The sequence below is a fragment of the Neisseria sp. P0009.S010 genome, assembly GCF_051958545.1.
GTDB classification, from domain to species: domain Bacteria; phylum Pseudomonadota; class Gammaproteobacteria; order Burkholderiales; family Neisseriaceae; genus Neisseria; species Neisseria subflava_A.
This window is the reverse complement of record NZ_JBQCVH010000003.1, coordinates 166,867-191,715: the sequence shown is the minus strand read 5'-3', so window position 1 is coordinate 191,715 and position 24,849 is coordinate 166,867. Positions and strand designations below refer to the sequence as shown.

Annotated in this window: 23 protein-coding genes and 1 pseudogene; 5 read left to right on the top strand and 19 right to left on the bottom strand. The window is 48.4% G+C overall.

Features of this window, described 5'->3' with window-relative positions; translation table 11 throughout:
* Window positions 1-2: 2 nt before the first annotated feature.
* The 8 genes and pseudogenes from hemE to ACTHSN_RS04360 all read right to left on the bottom strand — a co-directional run bounded on the left by hemE (window position 3) and on the right by ACTHSN_RS04360 (window position 9,402).
* The gene (hemE, locus tag ACTHSN_RS04395) at window positions 3-1,064 is read right to left on the bottom strand and encodes a uroporphyrinogen decarboxylase (protein ID WP_440365110.1); all 1,062 of its coding nucleotides are present in this window, start codon (window positions 1,062-1,064) and stop codon (window positions 3-5) included.
* Window positions 1,065-1,199: 135 nt separating this feature from the next.
* Window positions 1,200-2,423, bottom strand: coding sequence for a heme biosynthesis protein HemY (locus ACTHSN_RS04390; protein WP_107768978.1), 1,224 nt, complete (start codon window positions 2,421-2,423; stop codon window positions 1,200-1,202).
* Window positions 2,420-3,691 carry a uroporphyrinogen-III C-methyltransferase gene (locus ACTHSN_RS04385; RefSeq protein ID WP_234395981.1) on the bottom strand — a complete coding sequence of 424 codons (1,272 nt, stop codon included), beginning with the start codon at window positions 3,689-3,691 and terminating at the stop codon, window positions 2,420-2,422. The genes ACTHSN_RS04390 and ACTHSN_RS04385 overlap by 4 nt, the downstream gene beginning before the upstream one ends.
* A 216-nt stretch (window positions 3,692-3,907) precedes the next feature.
* Window positions 3,908-4,543 (bottom strand): annotated as a pseudogene (locus ACTHSN_RS04380) (uroporphyrinogen-III synthase); the annotation flags it as partial.
* Between the two features lie 71 nt (window positions 4,544-4,614).
* The gene (locus ACTHSN_RS04375) at window positions 4,615-5,391 is read right to left on the bottom strand and encodes a ferredoxin--NADP reductase (protein WP_070461704.1); all 777 of its coding nucleotides are present in this window, start codon (window positions 5,389-5,391) and stop codon (window positions 4,615-4,617) included.
* Window positions 5,392-5,476: 85 nt separating this feature from the next.
* Window positions 5,477-7,243 (bottom strand): lipid A export permease/ATP-binding protein MsbA, encoded by a 1,767-nt coding sequence (gene msbA / locus ACTHSN_RS04370; RefSeq protein ID WP_440365109.1) that lies wholly within the window; start codon window positions 7,241-7,243, stop codon window positions 5,477-5,479.
* Between the two features lie 228 nt (window positions 7,244-7,471).
* Window positions 7,472-8,881 carry a threonine synthase gene (thrC, locus tag ACTHSN_RS04365; protein WP_070608769.1) on the bottom strand — a complete coding sequence of 470 codons (1,410 nt, stop codon included), beginning with the start codon at window positions 8,879-8,881 and terminating at the stop codon, window positions 7,472-7,474.
* A gap of 143 nt (window positions 8,882-9,024) precedes the next feature.
* Entirely contained in the window at window positions 9,025-9,402 is a 378-nt protein-coding gene (locus ACTHSN_RS04360; RefSeq protein ID WP_440365108.1) for a hypothetical protein, read from the bottom strand.
* A gap of 76 nt (window positions 9,403-9,478) precedes the next feature.
* Between ACTHSN_RS04360 and ACTHSN_RS04355 the strand changes: the two genes are divergently transcribed.
* From ACTHSN_RS04355 to ACTHSN_RS04335, 5 genes are all read left to right on the top strand, one after another.
* Complete coding sequence (locus ACTHSN_RS04355; protein ID WP_070608771.1) at window positions 9,479-11,008, top strand: hypothetical protein; 1,530 nt, start codon at window positions 9,479-9,481, stop codon at window positions 11,006-11,008.
* A 63-nt stretch (window positions 11,009-11,071) separates the two neighbouring features.
* The gene (locus ACTHSN_RS04350; protein WP_440365107.1) at window positions 11,072-12,379 is read left to right on the top strand and encodes a replication-associated recombination protein A; all 1,308 of its coding nucleotides are present in this window, start codon (window positions 11,072-11,074) and stop codon (window positions 12,377-12,379) included.
* A gap of 101 nt (window positions 12,380-12,480) precedes the next feature.
* Window positions 12,481-13,782, top strand: coding sequence for a hemolysin family protein (locus ACTHSN_RS04345; protein ID WP_070735116.1), 1,302 nt, complete (start codon window positions 12,481-12,483; stop codon window positions 13,780-13,782).
* 59 nt (window positions 13,783-13,841) lie between these two features.
* Window positions 13,842-14,645: an RNA ligase family protein gene (locus ACTHSN_RS04340; protein ID WP_283116700.1), complete on the top strand. Its 804-nt coding sequence runs from the start codon at window positions 13,842-13,844 to the stop codon at window positions 14,643-14,645.
* Between the two features lie 32 nt (window positions 14,646-14,677).
* Window positions 14,678-15,811 (top strand): AAA family ATPase, encoded by a 1,134-nt coding sequence (locus tag ACTHSN_RS04335; protein WP_440365106.1) that lies wholly within the window; start codon window positions 14,678-14,680, stop codon window positions 15,809-15,811.
* 97 nt (window positions 15,812-15,908) lie between these two features.
* Here ACTHSN_RS04335 and ACTHSN_RS04330 read toward each other — a convergent pair whose 3' ends face one another.
* From ACTHSN_RS04330 to ACTHSN_RS04280, 11 genes are all read right to left on the bottom strand, one after another.
* The gene (locus tag ACTHSN_RS04330; protein WP_049332487.1) at window positions 15,909-16,214 is read right to left on the bottom strand and encodes a hypothetical protein; all 306 of its coding nucleotides are present in this window, start codon (window positions 16,212-16,214) and stop codon (window positions 15,909-15,911) included.
* A 26-nt stretch (window positions 16,215-16,240) separates the two neighbouring features.
* Window positions 16,241-17,131 (bottom strand): NAD(+) kinase, encoded by an 891-nt coding sequence (locus ACTHSN_RS04325; protein WP_039863638.1) that lies wholly within the window; start codon window positions 17,129-17,131, stop codon window positions 16,241-16,243.
* A gap of 26 nt (window positions 17,132-17,157) precedes the next feature.
* The gene (locus tag ACTHSN_RS04320) at window positions 17,158-17,730 is read right to left on the bottom strand and encodes a ubiquinone biosynthesis accessory factor UbiJ (protein WP_004519967.1); all 573 of its coding nucleotides are present in this window, start codon (window positions 17,728-17,730) and stop codon (window positions 17,158-17,160) included.
* A 50-nt stretch (window positions 17,731-17,780) separates the two neighbouring features.
* Entirely contained in the window at window positions 17,781-18,554 is a 774-nt protein-coding gene (locus ACTHSN_RS04315) for an NAD(P)-dependent oxidoreductase (protein ID WP_107696913.1), read from the bottom strand.
* 89 nt (window positions 18,555-18,643) lie between these two features.
* A complete protein-coding gene (locus ACTHSN_RS04310) occupies window positions 18,644-19,285 on the bottom strand; it encodes a TetR/AcrR family transcriptional regulator (protein ID WP_004519965.1) in 642 nt (213 codons plus the stop codon).
* A gap of 18 nt (window positions 19,286-19,303) precedes the next feature.
* Window positions 19,304-20,344, bottom strand: coding sequence for a UDP-N-acetylmuramate dehydrogenase (murB, locus tag ACTHSN_RS04305; RefSeq protein ID WP_107810900.1), 1,041 nt, complete (start codon window positions 20,342-20,344; stop codon window positions 19,304-19,306).
* A 46-nt stretch (window positions 20,345-20,390) separates the two neighbouring features.
* Window positions 20,391-21,164 carry an LEM-3-like GIY-YIG domain-containing protein gene (locus ACTHSN_RS04300; protein WP_107791825.1) on the bottom strand — a complete coding sequence of 258 codons (774 nt, stop codon included), beginning with the start codon at window positions 21,162-21,164 and terminating at the stop codon, window positions 20,391-20,393.
* A 62-nt stretch (window positions 21,165-21,226) separates the two neighbouring features.
* Window positions 21,227-22,606 (bottom strand): MATE family efflux transporter, encoded by a 1,380-nt coding sequence (locus ACTHSN_RS04295; protein ID WP_107696911.1) that lies wholly within the window; start codon window positions 22,604-22,606, stop codon window positions 21,227-21,229.
* Window positions 22,607-22,711: 105 nt separating this feature from the next.
* Window positions 22,712-23,149 (bottom strand): acyl-CoA thioesterase, encoded by a 438-nt coding sequence (locus tag ACTHSN_RS04290; RefSeq protein ID WP_107696910.1) that lies wholly within the window; start codon window positions 23,147-23,149, stop codon window positions 22,712-22,714.
* 26 nt (window positions 23,150-23,175) lie between these two features.
* Window positions 23,176-24,105, bottom strand: a complete 930-nt coding sequence (locus ACTHSN_RS04285; protein WP_107696909.1) for an LpxL/LpxP family acyltransferase — start codon at window positions 24,103-24,105, stop codon at window positions 23,176-23,178.
* A 4-nt stretch (window positions 24,106-24,109) separates the two neighbouring features.
* Window positions 24,110-24,835 (bottom strand): glycosyltransferase family 2 protein, encoded by a 726-nt coding sequence (locus ACTHSN_RS04280; protein WP_107696908.1) that lies wholly within the window; start codon window positions 24,833-24,835, stop codon window positions 24,110-24,112.
* Window positions 24,836-24,849 lie beyond the last annotated feature (14 nt).

Below are 24,849 nucleotides of genomic sequence, written 5' to 3'. Positions count from 1 at the left end.
AATTAACGGTGATACTGACGGGATAATTCATGTACGGTATCGACCAAAATTTTGGCGTGTTCGGGGTCGGCGTGTTGGTTGATGCCATGGCCGAGGTTGAATACATGGCCGCTGCCGTTGCCGTAGTCGGCGAGGATGCGTGCGACCTCGGTGCGGATAGATTCCGGTGTACCGAAGAGGGCAAACGGGTCGAAGTTGCCTTGCAAGGCAACTTGTTCGCCGACGCGACGACGTGCTTCGCCGATGTTGCAGGTCCAGTCTAAGCCCAATGCGTCTGCGCCGATTTCTGCCATACTTTCCAGCCATAAGCCGCCGCCTTTGACAAATACGATAACAGGCACGCGGCGGCCTTCGCTTTCGCGTTTGAGTCCGGCAACGATTTGTCGGATGTACTTCAGGCTGAATTCTTTAAATGCTGCATCGCTCAACACGCCACCCCAAGTGTCGAAAATTTGTACGGCTTGTGCGCCGGCATCGATTTGGGCATTGAGATAAGCGGTAACGGCTTGGGCGTTGGTGTCGAGGATTTTATGCAGTAAATCAGGGCGCGAATACATCATTGTTTTGATGGTGCGGAATTCTTTGCTGCTGCCGCCTTCGACCATGTAGCAGGCGAGTGTGAACGGGCTGCCGGAGAAGCCGATGAGTGGCACGCGGCCGCCCAGTGCTTTACGGATGGAAGTTACTGCGTCAAAGACGTATTGCAGTTTTTCCATATCGGGAACTTGCAGTTTGGCAATGTCGGCTTCGTGTTGCAAGGCACGTTCAAATTTCGGGCCTTCGCCTTCGGCAAAATACAGACCCAAACCCATGGCGTCGGGTACGGTCAGAATGTCGGAAAACAGAATCGCTGCGTCCAGATCAAAACGTTCTAAAGGCTGGATGGTAACTTCGGTTGCCAGCTCGGTGTTTTTACACAAATCGAGAAAGCTGCCTGCGCGTGCGCGTGTGGCTTTGTATTCAGGCAGATAGCGTCCGGCTTGGCGCATCATCCAGATGGGCGTGTATTCGACAGGCTGTTTGAGCAGGGCGCGGAGGAAAGTGTCGTTTTTCAGAGCAGTCATGATAAATAGGCTTTCTGATTTGGTGTGTTGGACAAAGTTCAGACGGCCTTAGATATGTATTGAGGCCGTCTGAAATGATTAAATGATTGGTTCTGTTGTAGATTTCATATTATCGCTTAATGCGAAATCAGCACATTAATTTGGTTGGGGAAGGGCTGCCGGATGTTCTTCTTCGGCCACGCTTTCCAAAACCAGATTGCGTTGTTCTTGCGCTTTTTGCGGCTGATCGGTTTCATCAAACACGCGAGCCAAGACCAAATGCGCAGATACGCTGGGTTGCAGGGCAATGCTGGCTTCGAGGTAGCCTTGGGCTTTGCCCCAAAGTTTGCGTCCGTAAGCCAGTTGGCCAAGATACATCAACAGTGGTGCATTGTCCGGTTGTTCCTGCAACCAAGAATCTGCCAAATCAATGGCTTTTTGCTGGTCGCGCTCGCTTAGGAAACGAACGGATTCGACAAATGCTTCCAAAAGCTCGGGCTGGCGGTTTTGCGGATAATGGTTTTTTACCCATTTGACCGCTTCGGCATACAAGCCCAAGCGCTCGTATTTTTCGGCAATCGCGACGCACAATTCGCCAGACTTCACACTTTCGGGAATCTGTTTCAAACAGGCTTTCAGACGGCCTGCATCGGTTACTTCGCTCAAGAGGCGGCGATATGCCCAGTTCTGATACTGTTCTGCTTCGTAATCGTTGATAGCGCCGGCTTTGACCAGTTTTTCCGCTTTTGCCAAGACATCTGAAGCATCGCCGTGATCAAAGGCATAACGCAATTGCAGGCGCACCAAGCGGCTTAAGTTGCCGTTGATTTTGGCTGCGGCTTCAAGATTTTGTGCGGCAGTCGGATAATCGCGGCAGCCCAGTGCGGATTCAGCCAGCAAAAGATGACGGGAAAGCTGTTGTTTTTGCGGAAGGTGTTCGATTTCGTGCAGGTAGCGGTCGCGCAGTTCGAAGTTTTCCATTTGGTCGGCCGCGTGCGCGCCCAACATCAAAGCCAGGGTACGGTTGTCGCCTGCTTCTTTGTTTTGCAAGACTTTGGCGGCTTCTTGTTCGGCTTTTTCAAAACGGCCTTCAAAATATGCCAAACCTGCGCTGTTCAAAGAGGCGGAAGCCTGACGGCCTTTGCGGGCAATGCCGAAGCGTTGCATACGCGCTGGAATATTTAAGAGGCCGAACACGAATTTAATCAGGAAATACAAGACGAATACGCTCAACAGCAGGCCTAAAACAAAGGCATGCAGATTGATACGCAGCATGGTTTGCTCAACCACGACATACACGTTACCTGTATAAATGCCGGAAGCCAACGCTAAACCAACGGCGGCGGCAAACAGAATGACAATCCAAACGACGGTTTTCATGCTTGCTCTCCTTTAATTTTGGCAGCAGGCTTGGTTTGGTTTTGTGGTTTGGCAGCTTCGGCGGCCGGTTCTTTTTTGTTTTCAGACGGCAAAGCAGGTGCTTCCAGAGATTGAGGGGCAGAAGCGGCAGCCGGTGCGGCAGTCGTGGCTTGTTCGGTAGCTGCAGCCGGAGCGGAAGCGGTTTTCTCGGCAGCTTGGGTTTGCGTAGCTTCTTCGGTCGTCATTTGTGTACGCGAACCTTCTTGATAAGCACGAACGGCGCTCAAGCTGGCTTTCAGGCTGTCGTCTGAAATCATGCGGACATCAAGGGCTTTGAGTTCGGCCAACTCTTTCAACCATGACTGGGTAGCAGGGGATTTGCTGTCGAAGTATTGCTTCACGGTTGCTTCAACGTTGTTCAAATCGCTTTGGTACACTTCGCCATTGTGTTGCAACAGGGCAATGCGCGCATCCAAAAGGCGTAGGCGCAGGTTTTCACGGATGAAGTAGGTTTGTTCGGGCGAAATCAACATGGCGTCGTTGCTGTCCAGATGACGGACTTCAACCAAGCCTTTGAGGGCATTGAGGGATTTCTCCCATGTGTTTTCCCACCAGGTTCCTGAATTGGTGGCTTCGACAGGCGCGGCACCTGGTTTCAATACGCCGTCCAAGACTAAAGGCAGGCCGGAAATACCGGTTTCCAAACGGTCGATACGCAAGGCTGTAGCGGAAATATCGACATAAGGACGGTTTTTCAGTGCGGCCAAATCATTGCTGATGGCTTGTTTGACGGGGATAAGTTCAGGCTGTTCAAAACGGCTTAAGCGACTGTCGATGTGTTCCAATACGCTGACCGCGCCTTGTAGGTTGCCTGACAGCATCAATTGTTGCGAAGCAGTGTTCAGCATGGATTCGGCTTCGTCAACCAGCCAGTTGATACGGCCTTTGAGTAACTCTTGATAAGCTTTCTGCGTTTGCAGGATTTGATCACTATTGTTTTTTTGACCGTTGTTCAGGCGGTCTAACTCGGTCTGAATAGCGGTTTGGCGGTTGAGGTTGTCTTTTAAAAGGCTGGAGTTTTCAGATTCGCCTAACGCAGCTTTGTCGATTTTTTGGTTGAATTCGAGCTCTTGGTTTTTTAAAACATTTTGACCCTGTACAAACAGGAATCCGCTCGCGCCTAGGCCAAGCAGTGCCAAGACGATCGCACCTGCGGCCAAGGCTTTGCCGCCAGATTGTTTGATGATAACAGGGGCGTTGTTTTGTGGGAGATTGTTGGACTCGGGCATGCTCGCCTCCACTCGCTGAGGTTGGGTAGGTTTGATTTGTTCAGACGGCCTGGTGTTTTCAGAACGTTCAGGCGCCGTAGTTGCCGTATTGGCAACTTGTTGGGTATCTTTATTGTCTTCGACTGGGTTCACTGCTTGGCTCCTTTGTGGTATGGATGAAAGTGCAGCGGATAAAGAAGTGACGGTTTCTACATGTTTGGCACCGACGATGCGAAGCGCATCGGCAATGCGAGGATGGTGGGTAAAGTATAGCAAGGATTCGAAGAATCGGGAAAATTGCGGCGGAATCTGATGGAAAAATTCGCGCGCGAGCTCGCCGGATGTAACGTAGGCGGCGGCGATGTCTTCAGTTTTAAAGTTCTGCCAATCGATGGCGTGTGGCCGTCTGAAATAGATTTCAGCGATGTTGATTTGGAAACCCAGTTCGGTCAGTTTGTCTGCTAGAAAATCACGGCCTCCATGGCCTCGAATGATTAGAACTCGGGCGTTGGGTGGCAGGGTTTTCCAAATAGGCATTCTCAAGACGGCTTCGCTGTCGTTACCATCTTCGGGAGAGAAGGCGGGATAGGGGGAGAATTGTGCCAAAGTATGTTGGCTGGTTTGGCCGACGGTAATGTGTACTTTAGGGCCGTCTGAAAAGGTCAGACACGGTACTGCAGTTTCAATAGCGGTCGGGCTGACCCAAAACACCACATCGGCTTGCTTGAATTGTTCGGGAAGTTTTTTTAGCGCCGAATGATCCAACTCTATTTCAATCGGACTCAATACCTGAGCCTGCCAACCGGCTGCATGGCAGGTTTGGATATCTTGCTGTGGACGGTTGGACGGACGGATGATGAGTAGAGTAGGCATAATGTGGGATAAATTATTAAGGTTTAGGCCGTCTGAAAGAAGGGTTTCAGACGGCCTGTTGCTGACGTACGTTATTGATCGACGAATGCGCGCTCAATCAGGTAGTCGCCGCGAACGCCGGTTTTCGGAGAAACGGTCAGGCCGAATTCGTCCAAGACGCTGCAGGTGTCTTTCAACATGGCAGGGCTGCCGCACAGCATGGCGCGGTCGTCTTGCGGATTGATTTTAGGCAGGCCGATGTCTTCGAAGAGTTTGCCGCTGCGCATCAAATCGGTCAGACGGCCTTGGTGTACATATTCTTCGCGTGAAACGATTGGATAGTAAATCAGTTTTTCTTTAACCAAGTCGCCCAGGTATTCGTGTTCGGGCAATTCTTTGGTGAAGCGGTCGTAGTATGCCAAGTCTTTTTTGTAGCGTACGCCGTGAACCAAGATGATTTTTTCGAATTGCTCGTAAATTTCAGGGTCTTTGGTAATGCTCAAGAAAGGGGCGATGCCGGTACCGGTGCTCAAGAGGTAGAGGTGTTTACTCGGATTCAGGTCGCCGGCAACCAATGTACCGGTCGGTTTTTTACTGATAAGGACATCGTCGCCGACTTTAAGGTGTTGTAGGCGGCTGGTCAATGGGCCGTCTTGTACTTTGATACTGAAAAATTCCAGATGCTCTTCCCAGTTGGCGGAAGCCACGCTGTATGCGCGCATCAGTGGTTTGCCGTCTACCATCAGGCCGACCATGACGAATTGGCCGTTTTCAAAGCGCAAAGATTCGTCACGGGTGCAGGTGAAAGTGAAGTAAGCGTCGGTCCAGTGGTGTACGGACAAGACTTTCTGGGTGTTGAATGCTGCCATTGATATTTCCTGTCGGATAAGGCCGTCTGAAAAGGATAGGTCGGGGCGGCCAAGGTTAATAAAAAGAATGGAATATGGTGTTCAGCTACTTGCTTGCCGGTTTGGCTGATTTTTCGCTGAGGCTGTGCAGGTCGGAATAGCGTCCGCCTGCGTTGATCAATTCATGATGAGTGCCTTGTTCGACTACATTGCCTTCGTGCATGACAACAATATTGTCGGCTTTTTCGATGGTCGAAAGTCGGTGGGCAATCACCAATGTGGTACGGTTTTGCATCAGATTTTCCAATGCGGTTTGCACCAAACGTTCAGATTCATTATCCAATGCGCTGGTGGCTTCGTCCAAAATCAAAATCGGTGCATTTTTCAAAAGTGCACGCGCAATGGCGAGGCGTTGACGTTGGCCGCCGGACAGTTTTAAACCGTTTTCGCCGACTTCAGTGTGCAAGCCTTGCGGCATTTTTTGGATAAATTCCCAAGCATTCGCGGCTTTTGCAGCATTGATAATTTCTTCTTCGCTGAATTTATCAGCTTGAGCATAGGCAATGTTTTCAGCAATCGTACCATTAAACAGGACAACATTTTGGCTGACGAATGCCATGCGGCTGCGCAGGTTTTCGAGCGTATATTCATTGATGTTGACGCCGCCAATCAAAACCTTGCCTTCATCCGGATTAAGGAAGCGCGGCAACATATTGGCCAGGGTGGTTTTACCGCAGCCTGATGCGCCGACCAATGCGGTCACTTTGCCTTGCGGTACAAGCAGGTTAATGTGGTTCAAGCTGTTGCGTTCGGCTTCAGGATAGCGGTGTACAACATTGCAAAATTCGATATCGCCAGGGTTTGGGCTGAGAATTTGTTTGCCTTCGTTGCTTTCTTCAGGTTGATCCAAAAAGGTGAAGACACTTTCTGCCGCCGCCAAACCGCGTTGCAGGGATTGCATCACACCGGTCATGCGTTTGATGGGGTCAAACATCATGATCATGCTCGACAAAAACGACATAAAATCGCCTGCACTGAAGCCGGAAAGCCCTGCTTGGCGGGCGGCTGCGTAAATAATCGCAGCCAGAGCAACCGAGGCCATTAATTGCGTAATGCCGGTACCCGCAGAGCTGGCGGAAACCTGTTTGAGCAGGTTGCGGCGCACATCGTCGGCAATACGGTTGAAGCGGCGGTTTTCATAATCTTGACCGCCGTAGATTTTTACAACGCGTTCACCATTAATGCTTTCGCCCAAGACCTGCATCAGCTGGCCAAGATAAATTTGGTTGTTGGCAGACAGTTTGCGCAAGCGTTTGCTGACTGTTTGGATACATACAGCAACAACCGGCAAGATGATAAAAGTAATCAGGGTCAAACGCCAGTTCAGATAAGTTAGCAAGCCCAATAGGCCGACTACGCTCACGCCGTCTTTAGCAATCACGGTAATGACGTTAAACCCTGCATCGGTAATTTGATTGACGTCGTTCAAGATACGAGACATCAAACGGCCGCCGGTATTGCTGCTGAAATACGAAGTCGGCAGATGCATCATTTTGTTGAACATTTCACCGCGCAAGCGCTGCACCAAGTGGCTGGACAGATACGTCGTGCAATATTCGTTGATGAAGTTAAACAGGCCGCGAACGAAAAACAGCGCCACAATTGCCAGCGGCAACCATGACATGCTTTTCATGTTTTTATCGACAAAACCTTCATTGATCAAAGGTTTGAGCAAGTAACCGAAAGCCGGCATCGTACCGGCGACAATCAGCATGGCCACTACGGAGACGATAAACATCTTCCAATAGCTTTTCAAATATCCAAGCAAACGCTTGTACAGCTCCCAGTTGGATGTGGCTTGTGTTGTCTGCATATCAATCCAAATTTAGAGCAAACATGCAATTCTAAACGAAAATATCTGTCATTACAATGTTTGCAATTGAAAGTCAAAAGGAGTCGGTATTGTTTTAACGCCTTGATTTTATATTGGGAACGACTGCGGCGTGGTGGGTTTGGCAATAATGTTACCCACTTCTCAAATATCGGTTGCGGCCGTCTGAAACTTTTTCAGACGGCCTGTGCAGTCGTCAAGGACGGCCGGTTAAGCCAGGGCTTCCTTAATGATGTCTTTCACTGCCGTTGCATTATTAGGGACAACACGGACCCGTTGTGGCAGATTTTCCAAGCCTTCCAATGCGGCAGGGCGGGGGATGGAAACTTCGCCGACAGCCTCATGGATGGTGGCTTCAAATTTGGCAGCTAATGCGGTTTCGAGGCAGACGATGGTTTCGCCGGCTTCGCGGACTTCACGGGCAACTTTGACGCCATCGGCTGTATGCGGATCAATCAATTCACGGTCTTGTTCGTAAACCTGTTTGATGGTGGCAAGGCGGTTGGCATGGGTTGATTTGCCGGAAACAAAGCCATATTGTTGATGTACTTTGTTTAAGGCAAATTCCAAATTGAAACCTTTGCCGGAGCCTACTTCAGCCCATAATGTTTTGATTTCGTCTGCATCACGGTCCATCAGGTCAAACACAAAACGCTCGAAGTTGGAGGCTTTGGAAATATCCATAGACGGGCTGGAAGTGACGTGGGTGTGTTCGCTGTTGCGCGGGCGGTATGCACCGGTTTTGAAAAATTCGTCCAATACGTCGTTTTCATTGGTGGCAACAATCAAGCGATGGATAGGCAGGCCCATTTGACGGGCGATATGGCCGGCGCAGACATTGCCAAAGTTGCCGCTTGGTACGCAGAAGCTGACTTTTTCGTCATTGCTCGAAGTGGCATTGAAATAACCGGCAAAGTAGTACACGACTTGGGCGACAATACGGCCCCAGTTGATGGAGTTGACTGTGCCGATATGGTATTTGGCTTTGAATTCGGCATCGTTTTGTACGGCTTTGACGATGTCTTGGCAGTCGTCAAACATGCCTTCAACGGCGATATTGTGGATGTTGGCATCTTGCAGGCTGAACATTTGCGCGCGTTGGAATGCGCTCATTTTGCCTTCCGGAGACAGCATGAAGACATTGACGCCTTTTTTACCGCGCAGGGCATATTCGGCGGCAGAGCCGGTGTCGCCGCTGGTTGCGCCTAAGATATTGAGTTCTTTGCCTTCTTTGTTCAATACATATTCAAACGCATTGCCCAAGAATTGCATGGCCATGTCTTTGAATGCCAAAGTCGGGCCGTTGGAGAGGGCTTGGATTTTGATACCGTCTGAAAGTGTACGCACCGGAGTAATGGCTTTGGTGCCGAATACTTCTTCGGTGTAGGTACGGTTGATGATGTCGCGTAAATCATCAGCAGGAATGTCGGTGGCAAACAGGCTCATGACTTCAAACGCCAGTTCAGGATAGCTGAGTGTGCGCCATTGGTCTAAGGTAGCACGGTCGATTTGAGGGTATTGCTCAGGCAGCATCAAACCGCCGTCAGGAGCCAAACCCATCAATAAAACTTCGCTGAATTGCTTGCGTGCGGTTGCACCGCGGGTGCTGATATATTTCATGATTTCTTCTCTATAAAAACAAAAATATTGCCGGTCAAAACAGGAAACCCGCCTGAGAACCATCCCGCAAGTCGCCTTATCCCGACCTTAATCTACTATAAACTTTCAGACAACCCCGTTACACAGAGGTCGTCTGAAAAACATTATCTATACAAACGCTTGAAACAAGCATTGACGGTTTTCACCGTTACCGACGCAATCGCCCGATCCCGCGAAGAAGGATTCAAAACATCCATCAACTCTTGCGCGGACACCTGATTCGGCGCCTCCTCGCTCGCGCAGCCGCAGATTTTGTCTTCCCACTCGCGCTGTTTGTCCGCGCTCATCGTTAGCGCGACCAAACGCCATTCATTGCGCTTGTTCAACTCCGAACGGCATTGATGATCGACTGCCATTTTCACCATGCTGCCGCCGATACCCGTACCGCCGCCCAACCCGCCGAACGCCGAGTCAGAATTATAAGCGCAACCGCCCAACAATACAGCCGCCAAAGCAACGGCAGCAACCTTCTTCATATTCATAATTATCCCTTGCCGCAAGGTCGTCTGAAACGCCCCGCAAAGTCTTTAAACAAACGCGTATTATACCGTAAGCAGTGTGAGATGGGGGATTGGGGAAAGTCGGGGTATAATTCAGTACTTATTTAAAAATGGGGCATTTTTAGACATGAATCATTTTAAAAAAAACAAACAGAAACAAATTAGATCACTATTACTTATAAAGTCTTCAGAATTAAATGAAAAATCAATATTTATCAATTATTTAGAAATAGTTGGTAAATTTTTTGCAGCTTTGGCTGCGCTTGGATTAATACTTGGAAGCTTTTTAACTCATCGCTATTTAGATTTTATTGAACAATCTAGCATCTTCCCTGATGCCATGACTTCTTCTTCCAGTTTAACTACTATTTTATTTGTTTTTGCTCTAATTCTTATAGTTTTCATTTTTCCTTTTGTATCTCCTTATTTTCTACTACACATATCTAGTGAATATAGAAAACAAGGGAAGAAGCTTAAAAAACTACATTTACCTTTATATACTTTAGCCTCAAGCTTCCCGATTCTGATTACATTACTTATACTAATGGAATACTTTGGGAATAAAGATAACTTACCAATTCATGTTTTTTCTCTAATTATATTGACACTACCCTGCTTTTTTTATCTACTACAGGGAAATATCTACATTTTTTCAAAACTTTTAAAATATGAACTGCCATCAGATAACTATTGTGATAATAAAAAACAAAATATAATTCTAAAGTCTATTAAATCTATTAAAATTTATTTCTTCCAAATTTTATATACTATATTTTATTTTACTTGTTTAATCTTCATAATTATAACGACAATTCCACTCATTCTTATACTAGGCTCAGTAGCAGATTTTAAATATACCAAAGAAAGTGTAATTTCATTTCTGAGTACTATCAAATCCACCTTATTTATACTATTCATCTTGCTCTTTATATCATTTACAATGCTTTTTTACCCTTTCATTTTTATAATCCTAGCATATGATTGGATACCTAACGGATTAACACAATACATGTACTTATATTGCTTAAGTTTCTTTATATTCCTAAATATCAAATTTGTAGTAGATGAGATAAATAAAAGCAATAGCATCAAAGCAAAAAATAAATCTATTTATACATTTCCCGTTTTTCTTTCTTTTTTGTCATTTTTACTTTTGCTTTCATATTCTAATAACTCTGCAATACATATGCTTTATCCTGTTCGATTTGTGGAAATTCCTAAAAACTCTTCATGGTATTTATTACATAATAATTTTCAACAAAACAACGGCTTCCAAGAAATCAATGGCATTAACAAAAATGACTTGGTTAAATTAAAACAAAAATTCAAATGTCCCATACTTTCAGAAAATGAAAAATTAAAAAAAGGTATTGATTGTTCTTCGAAACCTGAACAACGCAACAATGCCTTATACGGCTATATGGCTTGGAACTTAGGTGACACCAAAGTTTTCTGCCCGCCCACTGCTGAAAACAACAAAGGAAAAGAGGAAGCTGCAAAATTAGCTGAGGAATGTATCGTCATCAGCGGGAGATCACTACAAATTTTGAATGAAAATTATATTGATATTACGCCCAAAGAGCGTTAATCCCCCTTTCAGACGACCTGCTATAATCCACGTCGTCTGAAAACCCTTTTCACGGAATCCGCTATGTCCGACCTTTTTGCCCGTCAACCCGAAGCCCCTTTAGCCGAACGCCTGCGCCCGCATTCTTTAGACGATGTTATTGGGCAGCAGCACTTAATCGGCGAAGGTAAACCTTTGCGCGTGGCGGTCGAGGGAGGAAAGCCGCATTCTATGTTGCTGTGGGGGCCGCCAGGTGTAGGCAAAACCACGCTGGCACGGATTTTGGCGCAGAGTTTCAATGCCCAGTTTCTGCCTGTTTCCGCTGTATTTTCCGGTGTGAAAGACATACGCGAGGCAATCGAGAAAGCTGAAATTGCCTTGCAGCAAGGGCACGCGACGATTTTGTTTGTTGACGAGGTACACCGCTTCAACAAAGCGCAACAGGACGCATTTTTGCCTTATGTCGAAAGTGGCTTGTTAACCTTTATCGGTGCTACCACGGAAAACCCGTCTTTTGAAGTCAATCCGGCATTACTCAGCAGGGCGCAAGTTTATGTCTTGCAATCCTTGTCTTCAGACGACCTGAAGAAGCTGATTGCCAAAGTATTGGCTTTGCCTGAATACCAAGAGTTTACAATTGAAGCGGATGCGCAAGAATTGCTCGTGAATACCACCGATGGTGATGCGCGCAGATTGTTGAACTTGATCGAGCAGCTTTTACGCGCTGCTAATACACGCCGTCTGAAAACCCTGACTGCTGAATTTCTCGCCGACAGCTTGGGCGCGCAAATCCGCCGTTTCGACAAAGGCGGTGAGAGTTTCTACAACCAAATTTCTGCGCTGCATAAATCCGTGCGCGGTTCGCATCCCAATGCAGCATTGTATTGGTTCTGCCGTATGCTCGACGGTGGCACCGACCCGCGCTATCTCGCCCGCCGCATTGTCCGCATGGCATGGGAAGACATCGGTTTGGCCGATCCGCGTGCTTTAACGATTGCCAATGATGCCGCCGCAACTTATGAGCGCTTAGGCTCGCCGGAAGGGGAGCTTGCTTTAGCTCAAGCCGTGTTGTATCTCGCCGCAGCCGCCAAATCCAATGCAGGCTATAAGGCATACAACCAAATGCGCCGTTTCGTCAAAGAAAATGCCAGCGACGAAGTGCCTGTCCACCTACGCAATGCGCCGACCAAGTTGATGAAAGAATTGGGCTACGGACGCGAATACCGCTACGCCCACGATGAACCAAACGCCTACGCCGCCGGCGAAAGCTATATGCCCGATGGCTTGGACGAACCCGATTTCTACCAACCCGTCCTGCGCGGGCTGGAAATCAAAATTGGCGAAAAGCTAAAATGGTTGAAATCCTTGGATGAAGATGCGCTGGATGATTAAAACAATAAATGTACATAATACAAATCTAAGATCAAATTGAATTTTTCAGACGGCCTTTGCTGTTTGAATATTTTTAACCTATACCATACACAAACTTTTTCATGAATATTTTTGAAGCCTTACTATTATTGTGCCTGCTGATTGTCATTAGCGCGTTTGTGTCCTGTTCCGAACTCGCGCTTGCTTCGGCACGTAAAATCAAATTGCAGGTCATGGCGAAAGACGGCGGCGATACCCGTGCGCTTGATGTAATTAATATGCAGCAGCAGCCGGGCAGTTTTATTACCGTTGTCCAAATTGGTTTGAACGCCGTCGCCATTCTTGCCGGTATTGTCGGCGAGGCAGCAATACGTCCGTATTTTGGCAAACTATTGGAGAACGCAGGCAGTTGGGGCAGCACAATTGCCTCTTTGCTGACTTTCTCGCTGGTTACAGGCAGCTTTATTTTAATTGCCGACCTGATGCCCAAGCGTATGGCAATGACCCATCCCGAAGCGGTGGCGGTACGCATTGTCCGTCCGATGATGTTTCTGATTTTTATATTAAAACCCCTTGTCTGGGTTTTTGACGGGTTGGCAAACGCAATATTCAAACTCTTCAAAATCTCAACTGTTCGTCAGGAGCAGCTGACCTCGGAAGATATTTATGCCGTCGTTGATGCAGGCGCTCAGGCTGGTGTGTTGAAAGAACAAGAGCACTATCTGATTGAAAACATTTTCGATATGCAAGAGCGCACGGTCACTTCCACCATGAGCACGCGCGAATATATCGTCTATTTTGACAAACACGACGACAGCGATACCGTATTGGAAATGATGTCGGACAAACCGCACAACAAATTCCTCGTATGCGACGGCGATTTGGAACGCGTCATCGGTTATATCGAATCGCATACGCTGCTGACTTTGTTTTTAAAAGAAAAAGACGTCCGCCTGACCGACAAGCGCGTGTTGCGTAAAGCCTTGTTCATCCCCGACACGCTGTCGCTTTACGATGTCTTAGAAACCTTCAAAACTTCCGGCGAAGACTTTGCCGTAGTGGTGAACGAATACGCGCTGGTGGTCGGCGTGGTAACGCTGAAAGATGTGATGAGCATTGTTATGGGCGAGCTGGTCAATACCGAAGAAGAGCCGCAAATCATCCGCCGTACAGAAGACACATGGTTGGTGGACGGTGCCACGCCGCTTACCGATGTCATGCGCGCGCTGGATATCGAAGAGTTTCCCAATTCGGAAAACTACGAAACCATCGCCGGCTTTATGATGTATTCCCTGCGCAAAATCCCGAAGCGTACGGATTTTCTGGTTTATGCCGGTTATAAATTTGAAATCATCGATACCGAAAATTTGAAAATCGACCAACTTTTGGTTTCCAAACAAGGAAATATGGTGGGGAAAATGTAACGGGTTGCAGGGAACACTTGAAAAGAAAATTAAAAAATGAATAAAAAGGAAAAAATATTATGACGACAACCGAACCTCAAAAATACGCCCGCAGCCTGCACGCGCCCATCAGCCTTGGTACCACCTCTGACGACCGTTTTATGCCGCGCGGCTTTCTTTCATATTTTGCCTCACTGCCGAAATTGGTTTTAACCGAAAAATTAGATGGGCAAAACAACTGCTTTGCCGCACACGGTCTCTATGCCCGTAGTCATGCTGCGCCTACCCAGCATCCGTGGGATAAACCTTTGCTGCAACGATGGCAGCAAATCAAAGATGATTTAGGCGATCTTGAACTTTTTGGCGAGAATATGTATGGCATTCATTCGATTGCCTATTCGCAACTGGAAAGCTATTTTTACCTGTTTGCAGTCCGCCGTAGCGGACATTGGCTTTCATGGGAAGAGGTTAAATTTTATGCGCAGCTGTTTGATTTTCCGACTGTACCAGAAATACCCATTGTCCAGCCTCTTGCAGATTTCACTCAAAAATACGCCAATGAAGATATTGCTTTAGCGCAATGGCTTGCCGCTAATTTGGGAGAGCTGTGGACAGACAGCGTACAAACTGCCGGTAAGCTTGGCGGCTACGATCCGAAAACAGGAGCGGCATGCAGTGAAGGTTTCGTTATCCGGAACGCCGCTGATTTTGCCACCAACAACGGCAACCTGCCTGTTCAATTCAATGAATTTGATAATCTTTTCAAATTGGTGCGAGCCAAACACGTTAAAACCGACGTTCATTGGACGAAAACTTGGAAGCCTGCCCGTCTTATCGATTACGACAAATACCATTGGCAAAGCTGGCAGTTTCAGACGGCCTGAAGTCCAATTATCCAATAATAAGAAAGACAATTATGTGGACATTCCCAGATTACATACCCGGTCAACTTCCTGATTGGCAAGCCTTAGAACGTCGTTTCAGCTGGTTTGCCGATATGAAGGATGTTCCGCAAGACCCTGAGTGGCATGCTGAAGGCGATGTATTTACGCATACCAAAATGGTATGCGAAGCCCTTTTACAACTGCCCGAGTTCCAAGCGCTTGATGGACAGGAGCAGCATATTCTGTTTGCTGCCGCCATGCTGCATGATGTGGAAAAACGCAGTACGACCAAGCGTGAAATAGAAAACGGTAAAGAGCGTATCGTTTCGCCGCATCACGCAAAAAAAGGCGAGCATACCGCCCGTACTTTACTGTATACCGAACTTGCCGCTCCGTTTGCTGTAAGAGAAGCAATCGCCAAACTCGTGCGTTTGCACGGATTGCCCTTATGGGCGATTAACAAGCCTAATCCTGAGCGAGCCGTCATAGCGGCCAGTTTGCAGGTCAATACTGCGCATCTTGCCATGTTTGCTAAAGCTGATGTTCTCGGTCGTATATGTTGCGATCAACAGGATATTTTGCTGCGCATTGATTTGTTTCGTGAACTCTGTGAAGAAAATGCCTGTTGGGGTGAGGCACGTACGTTCGCCAGCGACTACGGCCGCTATCTCTATCTTAACGGCCGTAGCGAAATGCCGGATTATCAGCCATTTGATGATCAGACCTTTGATGTGTACGCCATGTGTGCCATAGCAGGCAGCGGTAAAGATAGTTACATCAGGCAACATCTTGCTCATCTGCCTATGCTGTCGCTGGATGAGATTCGCCGTGAGCGTAAACTCAATCCCGCGGATTCCAAACATACCGCCGAAGCAGTGCGTTTGGGTAAAGAGCAGGCAAAGGAATATCTGCGAGCCCATACGTCATTTGTCTTCAATGCGACCAACCTCAACCGCGACCTGCGCAGCAAATGGCTGCCGATGTTTGCCGATTACGGCGCACGTGTGCATCTCATTTATTTGGAAGTGCCTTACACGCAATTACTATCGCAAAACCGTAACCGCGAACATTCCGTGCCGAATGATGTGTATCACCGCATGATAGAAAAGCTGGAAATCCCTGATTACAGTGAGGCGCATACAGTGGATTTTGTGGTCTCTTCTTAATAGGTAAGAACCTTGTAATCAGGCCGTCTGAAACAATCCAATGTTTCAGACGGCCTTTTTATGAAATCAAAAATTACTAGAGCTAAGGCGGAGGCCTTTATTCGCAACTCAAGTTTTTTGTTTTTTCGGCGAATGTATCCATGGCAATTTGGCACATGCGTTCACGTTGGCCTACGTCGGCGGCGGGCAGGATTTGGCGCAGGTATTTTGTGTTGTCGCGTTGGAACGATGCTTTATCGCCTGCTTTTTGGTAACACGCATCCGCACGGGTAAAGTATTGCTGGCAGATTTTCGGCAATTCTTCAAAGGACAAGGGTTTGCTTTTGTGCATGCCGTGTGCGGAGACGGAGAGGGAGGAAAGGGCGCACAGCGCGATGATTAAGGTTTGGGAAATGGTTTTCATGGTAAGCCTATTTATTGAAGTGGTGTTTAAATCAATTGTTCGCCCCAATGCAGCTTTTGGCGCAGGGTTTTAAAGTATTGGTAATCGGTGGGATGGAGGACGCGCAAGGGGTTGTGATAGCGGCGGATGATGATGCGGTCGAAGTTTTGCACGTCGATATGGGATTGTCCGTCAAAGTGTGCGCGTGCGTCGCCGCTTTTGGTAATGAGGATTTCGATTACGCTGGTGTCGGAGATGGCAATCGGGCGGTTGGTCATGGATTGCGGGCAGATAGGTACAAGTGTGAATGCGTGCAGGCCGGCCTGCATAATGGGGCCGCCGGCGGCAAGCGCGTAGGCGGTCGAACCTGTCGGCGTGGAAATAATCAGGCCGTCCGAACGTTGGGTATAGACAAATTCTTGATTGATAAAGACTTCAAATTCAATCATTTGGCCTGCGCCACCACGAGACAGTACGGTGTCGTTGAGGGCGAGGGCGCGTTCGATGGTTTCGCCGTCACGAATGATGCTGGCTTCGATGAGGATGCGCTCTTCGGGCAGATATTTACCTTCCAGTACGGGGCGGATGCCCTCAACCATGGTGTCGCGTGAGATTTGGGTAAGAAAGCCCAAGTGGCCTTGATTGATGCCGATGATGGGGACGGCGCGCGGGGCGACTTCGCGGGCGGCGGAGAGGAAGGTGCCGTCGCCGCCGAGCACAACGACGAGGTCGCAATATTTGCCCAGCTGGGCTTTGTTTACGGTTTCGCAGTATGCGGAATCTTGGATATAGACGCAGTGTTCTTCTACGCTCAATTCATCCAGATAGATGGTGAAGCCGTTTTCGCGCAGAAAAGAAACCAATGTGTGGACGGTATCTTGAATCTCGGGCGTATTGGGACGCGTAACGATACCGATGTTTTTGAATGGGCTTTTCATGATAGTGGCCGTCTGAAATTAAGTGTCTAATCTATCCAGATATCGCGCTCGAGGCGGTCGAGGCGTTCGTTTAGGCGGGCAACGTCGTCACGCAGTTTGTCCACTTCTTCCAACCATGCGGCAAGCGTGGCTTGGTCGATAACAGGGGATTCGGGTTCGCGTGAAAAGTCGCTGATTTGCTCGGCAATGCTTTTGCCGATTTTTTTCATGGTGCGACCGATGTCGCCGGCGCGCGAGCTGATGCTTTCTGCGGCCACATGACCGAATACACGCGCCAAATCTTCGCTCGGATAATAGCGCAGTCCACCCAAAATAGGAAGGACGGACATGCCCAATACCAAGTCGCCTTCGAGGCTGATGTCGCCCACGCCGGGCTGGCCGCCTTGGAGGATTTTTTGGATGGCGCTGTTGTGGAATGTGATGTTGGTGTCGGCGGTTTCATTTGCGGTTTCAAGAAAACCTTGTTCGCTGATGCGTCCGGTCAGTCTGAAACCGGTTAGGCTGATGCAGATGATGCTGCCTGCAAATTCAGACAGCTCGCGCTGTTGCTCTGGATTTTGCTGTATCAGGTGGTTGATAAGGGGAAATAGGGCGGACATGGTTTACTCTAAATGCCGTCTGAAACGGATTAATGGGTTGAGTCGCAATTTTACAGGCTTAGCCCGTCTGCGCAAACGGTATTTACAATTTTGCCGTTGCTTTTGTCATCAACGATGAAATCAGGAGCCGGCAGGCCGAGTTTGGCCGCTTCGGCAGTATAAAATTCGGCTCGGCTTGGGTGGCGGGGTTCGACAATATTGCGGATACGTTTGCCGTCAGCTTGGCAGGCCGTCTGAAAAAGGACTTGGACGGCCAAGTCTTTATGAAGAATATTGATGGGTCGATTGCCACCTTGAATGCGTGTTTTTTGAACCAGCTTGGTAACGGGATGACGGTCGGCAGAGTAAAGCCCGCCCAGTCGCAGTATGTCGATATGGGGGACGGCGCTTTCCAGCAAGGCTTGCTCGACTGCGAGGATTTGACGGGCAGATTCGGTTTGCGGATCGGGCGGCATGGTTTCATCGCATATGCGTGCTTGGTCGCCATACACACTGGTGCTGCTGGTAAAGATGATGTGTTGTACCTTAGATTGCTCGGCAAGTTGAATCCACTTTTTCAGGGTATCGGCGTAATGGTTTAATGACGAAGGCGGAAGCAGGCAAAACCATGTCGGCTTGTTGATATGGTTTTGCCACAAGGCCGAACTGTGAAAAATATCGTCTTGATTCAAATCGATGATGTCGAGTTCAATCGGCAGATTGATGTCGTCAGAGGTCAGGTTGCGTTTGACGGCGGCTACCTGACTGCCTTGTTCATAACATTTTTGCGCCAGCGGCAGGCCGAGATAACCTAAGCCGAGAATGGAAATATTGGGAAGGTGCATAAATAAAGCATCCGAAAATTAACAGGCCGCCTGAAAATCGCTTTAACTTGGTTAAAGCCACGTTTTCAGACGGCCTTTGTATGGAAAAATTAATGGTTGCTGCCGATTTTTTGGTCGAATTCAGCGCGGTGTTCCGGCAGGAGGTAAGGGCGCAACAGGCTGAGTGTGCGGCTGATGCCCCGTACTTTGGAATCTTCGGTCAACTTGGCGCGGCCGCGCAGGGAGCTGTCGAAGTCAAACCAGTATTTCGTCACCATCCACATATTGACGGCAAGGTCGTTCATCGCGGTTTGGTCTGCGCTGATGATGTTCAGACCGTTGAGCTGGGTCAGCAGGTTGACCAACAGCGGGGACACTTTGGCTTGGGTAAAGGTATTGTGCTCGCCCAATAATTCGGCACTGCGGGCAAGCAGGGTATTCACATCGCTGAAAAGGAAACGGTATTCCCACATCACATCATAAATACCGGCCATGTAGTTGATGGAGTCTTCAACATTAGACGGCAACACAGCTTCGTTAAGGTAGACAAGCAGGGCCTCGCTGTAACGTTTGAACAATTGGACGATGATTTCGTCTTTGTTGCGGAAATGGTAGTAGAGGTTGCCCGGGCTGATGCCTAAGTGGGCGGCAATATGGTTGGTGCTAATATTGCGCTCGCCTTCTTCGTTGAACAAGGCAAGGCTGGCATTGATGATTCGTGTGTAAGTGTTGACTTTAGCAATGCGCGGCATGGAATACACTCCTTTGTTTTATAGGCTGTATGAAGTCGGCAGCCAGTTGGGTTCTGCGTGTAATTCTACCTGAAATTGAGTAAATACTGTATTACAAACATATTGTGCTAGCTGGTGGACATCTTGCGCGGATGCATTGTTTTTATTTACCAAAACCAAAGCCTGTCTGTCATGCACAGCCGCACCGCCGATCTGATGGTCTTTCAGACGGCATTGGTCAATCAGCCAGCCGGCCGCGAGTTTGACCGAACCGTCAGGCTGCGGATAGCGTGGCATATTGGGGTATTGCTGCAACAAATCGGCAGCTTTTTCAGCGCTGACAACAGGGTTTTTAAAGAAACTTCCGACATTACCAAGCACGTTAGGATTAGGTAGTTTACTGTTGCGGATTGCACACACTGCATCGGAAACATCTTTAGCCGTTGCCTCGCGGTCTTGGCTTAGTTCGGCAACCGCTGCCGCCAAATCGCCATAGCCCAAGTTCGGCACAAAATGCTCTTTTAACGCGAATACAACCGAAACAATCACATAACGGCCTTTGCCTTCCTGTTTGAATAGGCTTTCACGATAGGCAAAGTCACAGTCGGCATTGGAAAGTTCGACAAAGGTGTCCGTATCCAAATCAAAGCAGCGTACGCTATGGATAACATCTTTCGCTTCAACACCATATGCACCGATATTTTGTACCGGAGACGCGCCGACCGTGCCCGGAATCAGACTGAGGTTTTCCAGCCCGCTTAAACCCAGCCCAACCGTGTGCAAAACAAAATCATGCCAAATTTCCCCAGCCTGAGCCTCGATATAAACCAGGCCGTCTGAACGCTCAATTTCGCGTATTCCCTTGTTTTCCATATGCACAACCAGACCGGCATAGTCCTCCATCAAAAGGATATTGCTGCCGCCGCCGAGCCATAAAACAGTATTTCGGTTGAACTCGGGCAGCCGGACGATGTCGCGCAACTCGTCGGCATGTTTGAGTGCAACAAATGCTTGGGCTTGGGCGCGAAGGCCGAAAGTGTTGTAGGGGGTGAGGTCGGTTTGGTATTGGATGGGTTGCATGATGATTTGTGATTTTGTGGATTCAGGTCGTCTGAAAACTTACTATTTAACAATTACGATAGGTAATGGGGTTTTGGGGCGCTTTATAATTTTCTTGGGAAGAATAGGTCAGCTTATTCACGATTTCTTCATAAATGTCGGAGCCTTCTGGTAACGGCTTGCCTTCAAACATCCAACGACCTTGAATAATATCGTCGGCAGAAATCCATCTTTCGATTTCATACACTGCCAATGTCCAGCCGCGATAGACTGCAACTGCATATTTTGCTTTTTCACGTCGGCTTCCGATTTTCCAATATTTCCGTGTGCGTTCGTAAATTTCCTTATCCCTATTGGCTTCAGGAATATTCCCAGATCTAATGTCTTTTTTCAGTTTCTCGTATTCGTTATTAATCGTAATTAAAACAATAGGTTTATCAGTTTTCAATTCTTGCGCATCATATTTTCGTTTTAATTCGGATAAGCTCATCAATCCTACTTCAGAAGAATGTGTGCCGCCTTGAATATTAGTCAGCGGCTGCTGGCTCGGTTTGACTAAGGAGAGTAGGTCTATTGCCATCGCTTCATATTCAAAAGCCTGTTTGTCTGTTTGGATGTTGTGCCGCAGAATGTAATACACGGGTTGGTTTCCACTTTGATGTATTTCCCTAATCAAGGCAATTTTATCACTTGGCGTTTCTGTTTCTTGTAATGAACCTAGGGCATGATGGAAAACGCGATTGCCTATGCCTTTTCCTACATAGAAAATATTGCCGTCTCTAGGATCAATCAAGCAATAAACATAGTAAGCAAGTTTTTCTATAATGGAAGTTGAAAACATTTTTCCCTTAAAAGTGAATAAGCCGTAAATGAAATATCAATGGAGGTCGTCTGAAAGAAATTTCAGACGACCTTATGCGATCTGACCATCTCTTTACTGCAAAGCTCCAGGCACCATACCAATGCGATGGCGGCAATCGTCAGGGAAACGGTCAGCGCGGTCCAGAAGCCGTAAATGCCCATATCGACATGATAGGCAAGCAGGTAGCCGGGCAGCAGGCCGCAACCCCAGAAAGCCACGGCATGGATGAACATCGGCATTTTGGTCACTTTATAGCCGCGCAGCGCATATGAAGCGATACATTGGGTAGCATCTGCCAGTTGGAATAGGGAGGCAAAAAATAAAACGGTCGCGGCAATGCCTAATACTGCCGCATCGTTGGTGTACATACCGGCCAACTGAAAGCGAAAGATGACCAAGAGCAGCGCGGTACAGGTGGCAAGTACCCAGCCCAGCACCAGCGACACGCCTGAAATATAACGCGCCCGCAAAAAATCGCGCCGTCCGAGCGAAAAGCCAACGCGTACCGTGCTTGCAGAGCCGACGCTTTGCGGAACCATATACAAAATGCCCGACAGGCTGATGACGACTTGTTGCGCGGCGACATAATCTTCGCCGAATGGCGCCACCAAAAAGACGATAAACGAAAACGCGCTGGCTTCTAGAAAATAAGACAAGCCGATGGGTGCGCCGATTTTCCAAATCTGTTTAAAGGCCGCCAAATCGGGTTTGCCGATTTTTGCTGTCAAGCCAAACGGACGGAAGAATTTTTCTTTGGCGATATAAAGCCACAAAGCCAATGCGCTGAACCAAAATACCGCCGCCGTTGCCACGCCGCAACCTGCGCCGCCCAAAGCAGGCATACCGAATTTGCCGTAAACAAACACATAGTTCAGCGGCACATTCAATACAAATGCCGCGAAGCTGACCAACATAATCACGCGCGGACGGTTCAAGCTGGAGGCATAAGCGTGCAGGGCGCGGTGTATCATGGCGGCAGGCATTGCCAAGCTGGTAAAGAACATATATTGCGCCATCGTGTCCTCGACATAATCGTTCAATGTCAGCCAATGACGGAACGGCGTAATCATCGCCCACATCAACAGCATGCCGAATACGCCCAAACACAAGCCAAACCAAATGCCCTGCATTCCTGTTTTGCCGACTTCTTCGGTTTTACCTGCGCCGTACAACTGGGCAATCATCGGGTTCAACGCCGCCATCACGCCCATAAAGGTAATGTAAATCGTGGAAAATGCGCTGCTGCCCAAAGCCACCGCGGCCAAATCTTCCTTACCTGCGCCACCAGCCATTACCGTATCGACAAAACCAATACCCACTTGCGCCACTTGCGCCAACAGCATAGGCAGGGCGAGGGCAGTAAGCAGACGGGTTTCTTTTAAGAAAACAGGAAAGGCAAAGCGGTTGAGGTTCAGTAGCATAAGTGTGTGCGTGGATTGAGGATAAAGGCCGTCTGAAACGGAAACGTAAAATTATAAAGGGTAATGCTGATAAGCAGGCAATATGTTGTTTAATCGCTAAATTTTTCAGACGGCCTTAAATGTCGGATGTCTTTTTACTGCTTCCAACCAGCTGTCCGGCGTTTGAAACTGCATCAGGCCGTCTGAAAGCGATACTGCGGCTTGGGTAGTCGAAGCGCGGGTCATTTTTTCGTTGGTTTCGGCATCGTAAATGGTGTAATCGATACGCAGGCAGCTTTCGATCTCGACGATGTCCATATCAACGCGGATCTTTTGGCCGAAACGGGCAGGGCGGATGTATTTGAGGTTCATCTGCACAATCGGCCAGCTGTACCCCTGCCGTCCCATCTCGTTGTAGTCGTAACCGATGGAAGACAAAAAAGCACAACGTGCGGTTTCAAGGTATTTGACATAGTTGCCGTGCCACACGATGTGCATGGCATCTACGTCAAAAAAAGGAACTTCGGTTTCAAAGCTGTGTTGGCAGTAGATGTGTTTTTTCATGGTTTAAAAGAGTGAGTGTGATGGTTTCAGACGGCGTCTTCGCCCCAAAAATCATAAAAATTGAACCATTGTAGCGGATTTTGCGCACATTCTTGCGCCAAAATGTCGGCAAAACGCTGCATCGCGTCTTTGACGGCAGCCTCGCGGTTGCCGCGTTTCCAGCTGGAAGTGTCGGTAAAGCGGCGCAGTTTCAAATGATAGCGGCCGTTTTGTTTGACGCAAAACAGCGTGTTTACCTGTGTTTTTAAAAGCGAAGCCAATAGCCATGCGCCTTGCGGCATAGGGGCAGTGTGGCCTAAGAAATTAATGTCGGCGGTTTTCTCACCGCGTACAGGCACGCGGTCGGCCGCGATGGCAATCCATTCGCCGTTTTCGATACGGTGGTTTAATTCCATCATCAGGGTGGTGTCCAAATCTGTCACCTGAATCAGACGGATATGATCTGCACCGGCTTTTTGCAATGCCTCGTTAAATGCCTGCGCGTGTTTGCTGTGCACCAATACGTTGAGTCTGAAATTTTTATGGTGTGACACCAGCGCACGGCAAACTTCGGTATTGCCCAAGTGTGAGCAGGCAAAAATCTGGCCGCGTTCGTTGCGCTTGACTTGCGAATAGATGTCGTCCGGGTCTTCAATTACCAAATCTTCATAACGGATTTTGCGTTGCCACACGGCAAAACGGTCGCAAACCGCTTCGCCAAATGCGACGAATTGTTTGAATACGCTGTGTTTCGGCAGGACAGTATGGGGAAAGGCCATCTGAAGACGGGTTTGATAGCGTAAGACATGACGGCGCGGTTTGGGCGCGGTTGCATAAAAATACAGCACCACAAACCAAATGCACGGCCTCATGAAAAAAGCCGGCAGATAGCGCACCATCAATGTGGTCAGAGCGAGAAACAGGCGGTTGCCGCGTTCGGGCTGCGCCGCCCAATGGGTTTGTTTATTGTCGGTCATGGTTTCAGACGGCCTTTCCGAAAACTTTACCCAATCGGTGTTTCAACATACCGAAAAACAGCCGTGTGTGCATTTTGCTGATGCGGACATTGTCGGCAAAGGCATCGAAGTGGGACACGCCGTCGGCGGCGTATTGGACGGGCGTTTTAATCCAAACCGGTTTGACATCGCGCCAGTAGAGGCGGATAAGGATTTCTGTATCGAAGTCCATGCGGTCGCCTACAGTTTCTTCGCGGACAACGGATAGCGCGGGTGTAAGCGGATAGAGGCGGAAGCCGCACATGCCGTCTTTGATGTCGCATGACCAAGTGTGCAGCATATTCCAAAAGTCGGTAATTTTGCGTCCGTAAAGTCGTGCTTTGGGCGCGTCATTACCGTATTGCGGCCAGCCGCAAACAACGGCTTCGGGATTTTGTTCTGCTGCGGCGAGGAGTTTGGGTGTGTCGCTTAAGCAATGCTGGCTGTCTGCATCAACCTGCAAAACGTGGGTATAGCCATGTTCTTCAGCGTATTCCAAACCGGTTTTGACCGCTGCGCCTTTGCCGCCGTTGATGGGACGGTAAAGGACATCAATGCCTTCTGAAACCAAAGCCTGCAATACAGGTTTGCATTCTTCGCGTGAACCGTCGTCCACAATTAAAACGTTTAAACCGAAGCCGCGCATGGTTTGGGCAACGTGGCTGATGGTGGTCGGGTGGTTGTAATGTGGAATGAGGGCCAGGGTTTTCATAAATATTTTTTAGA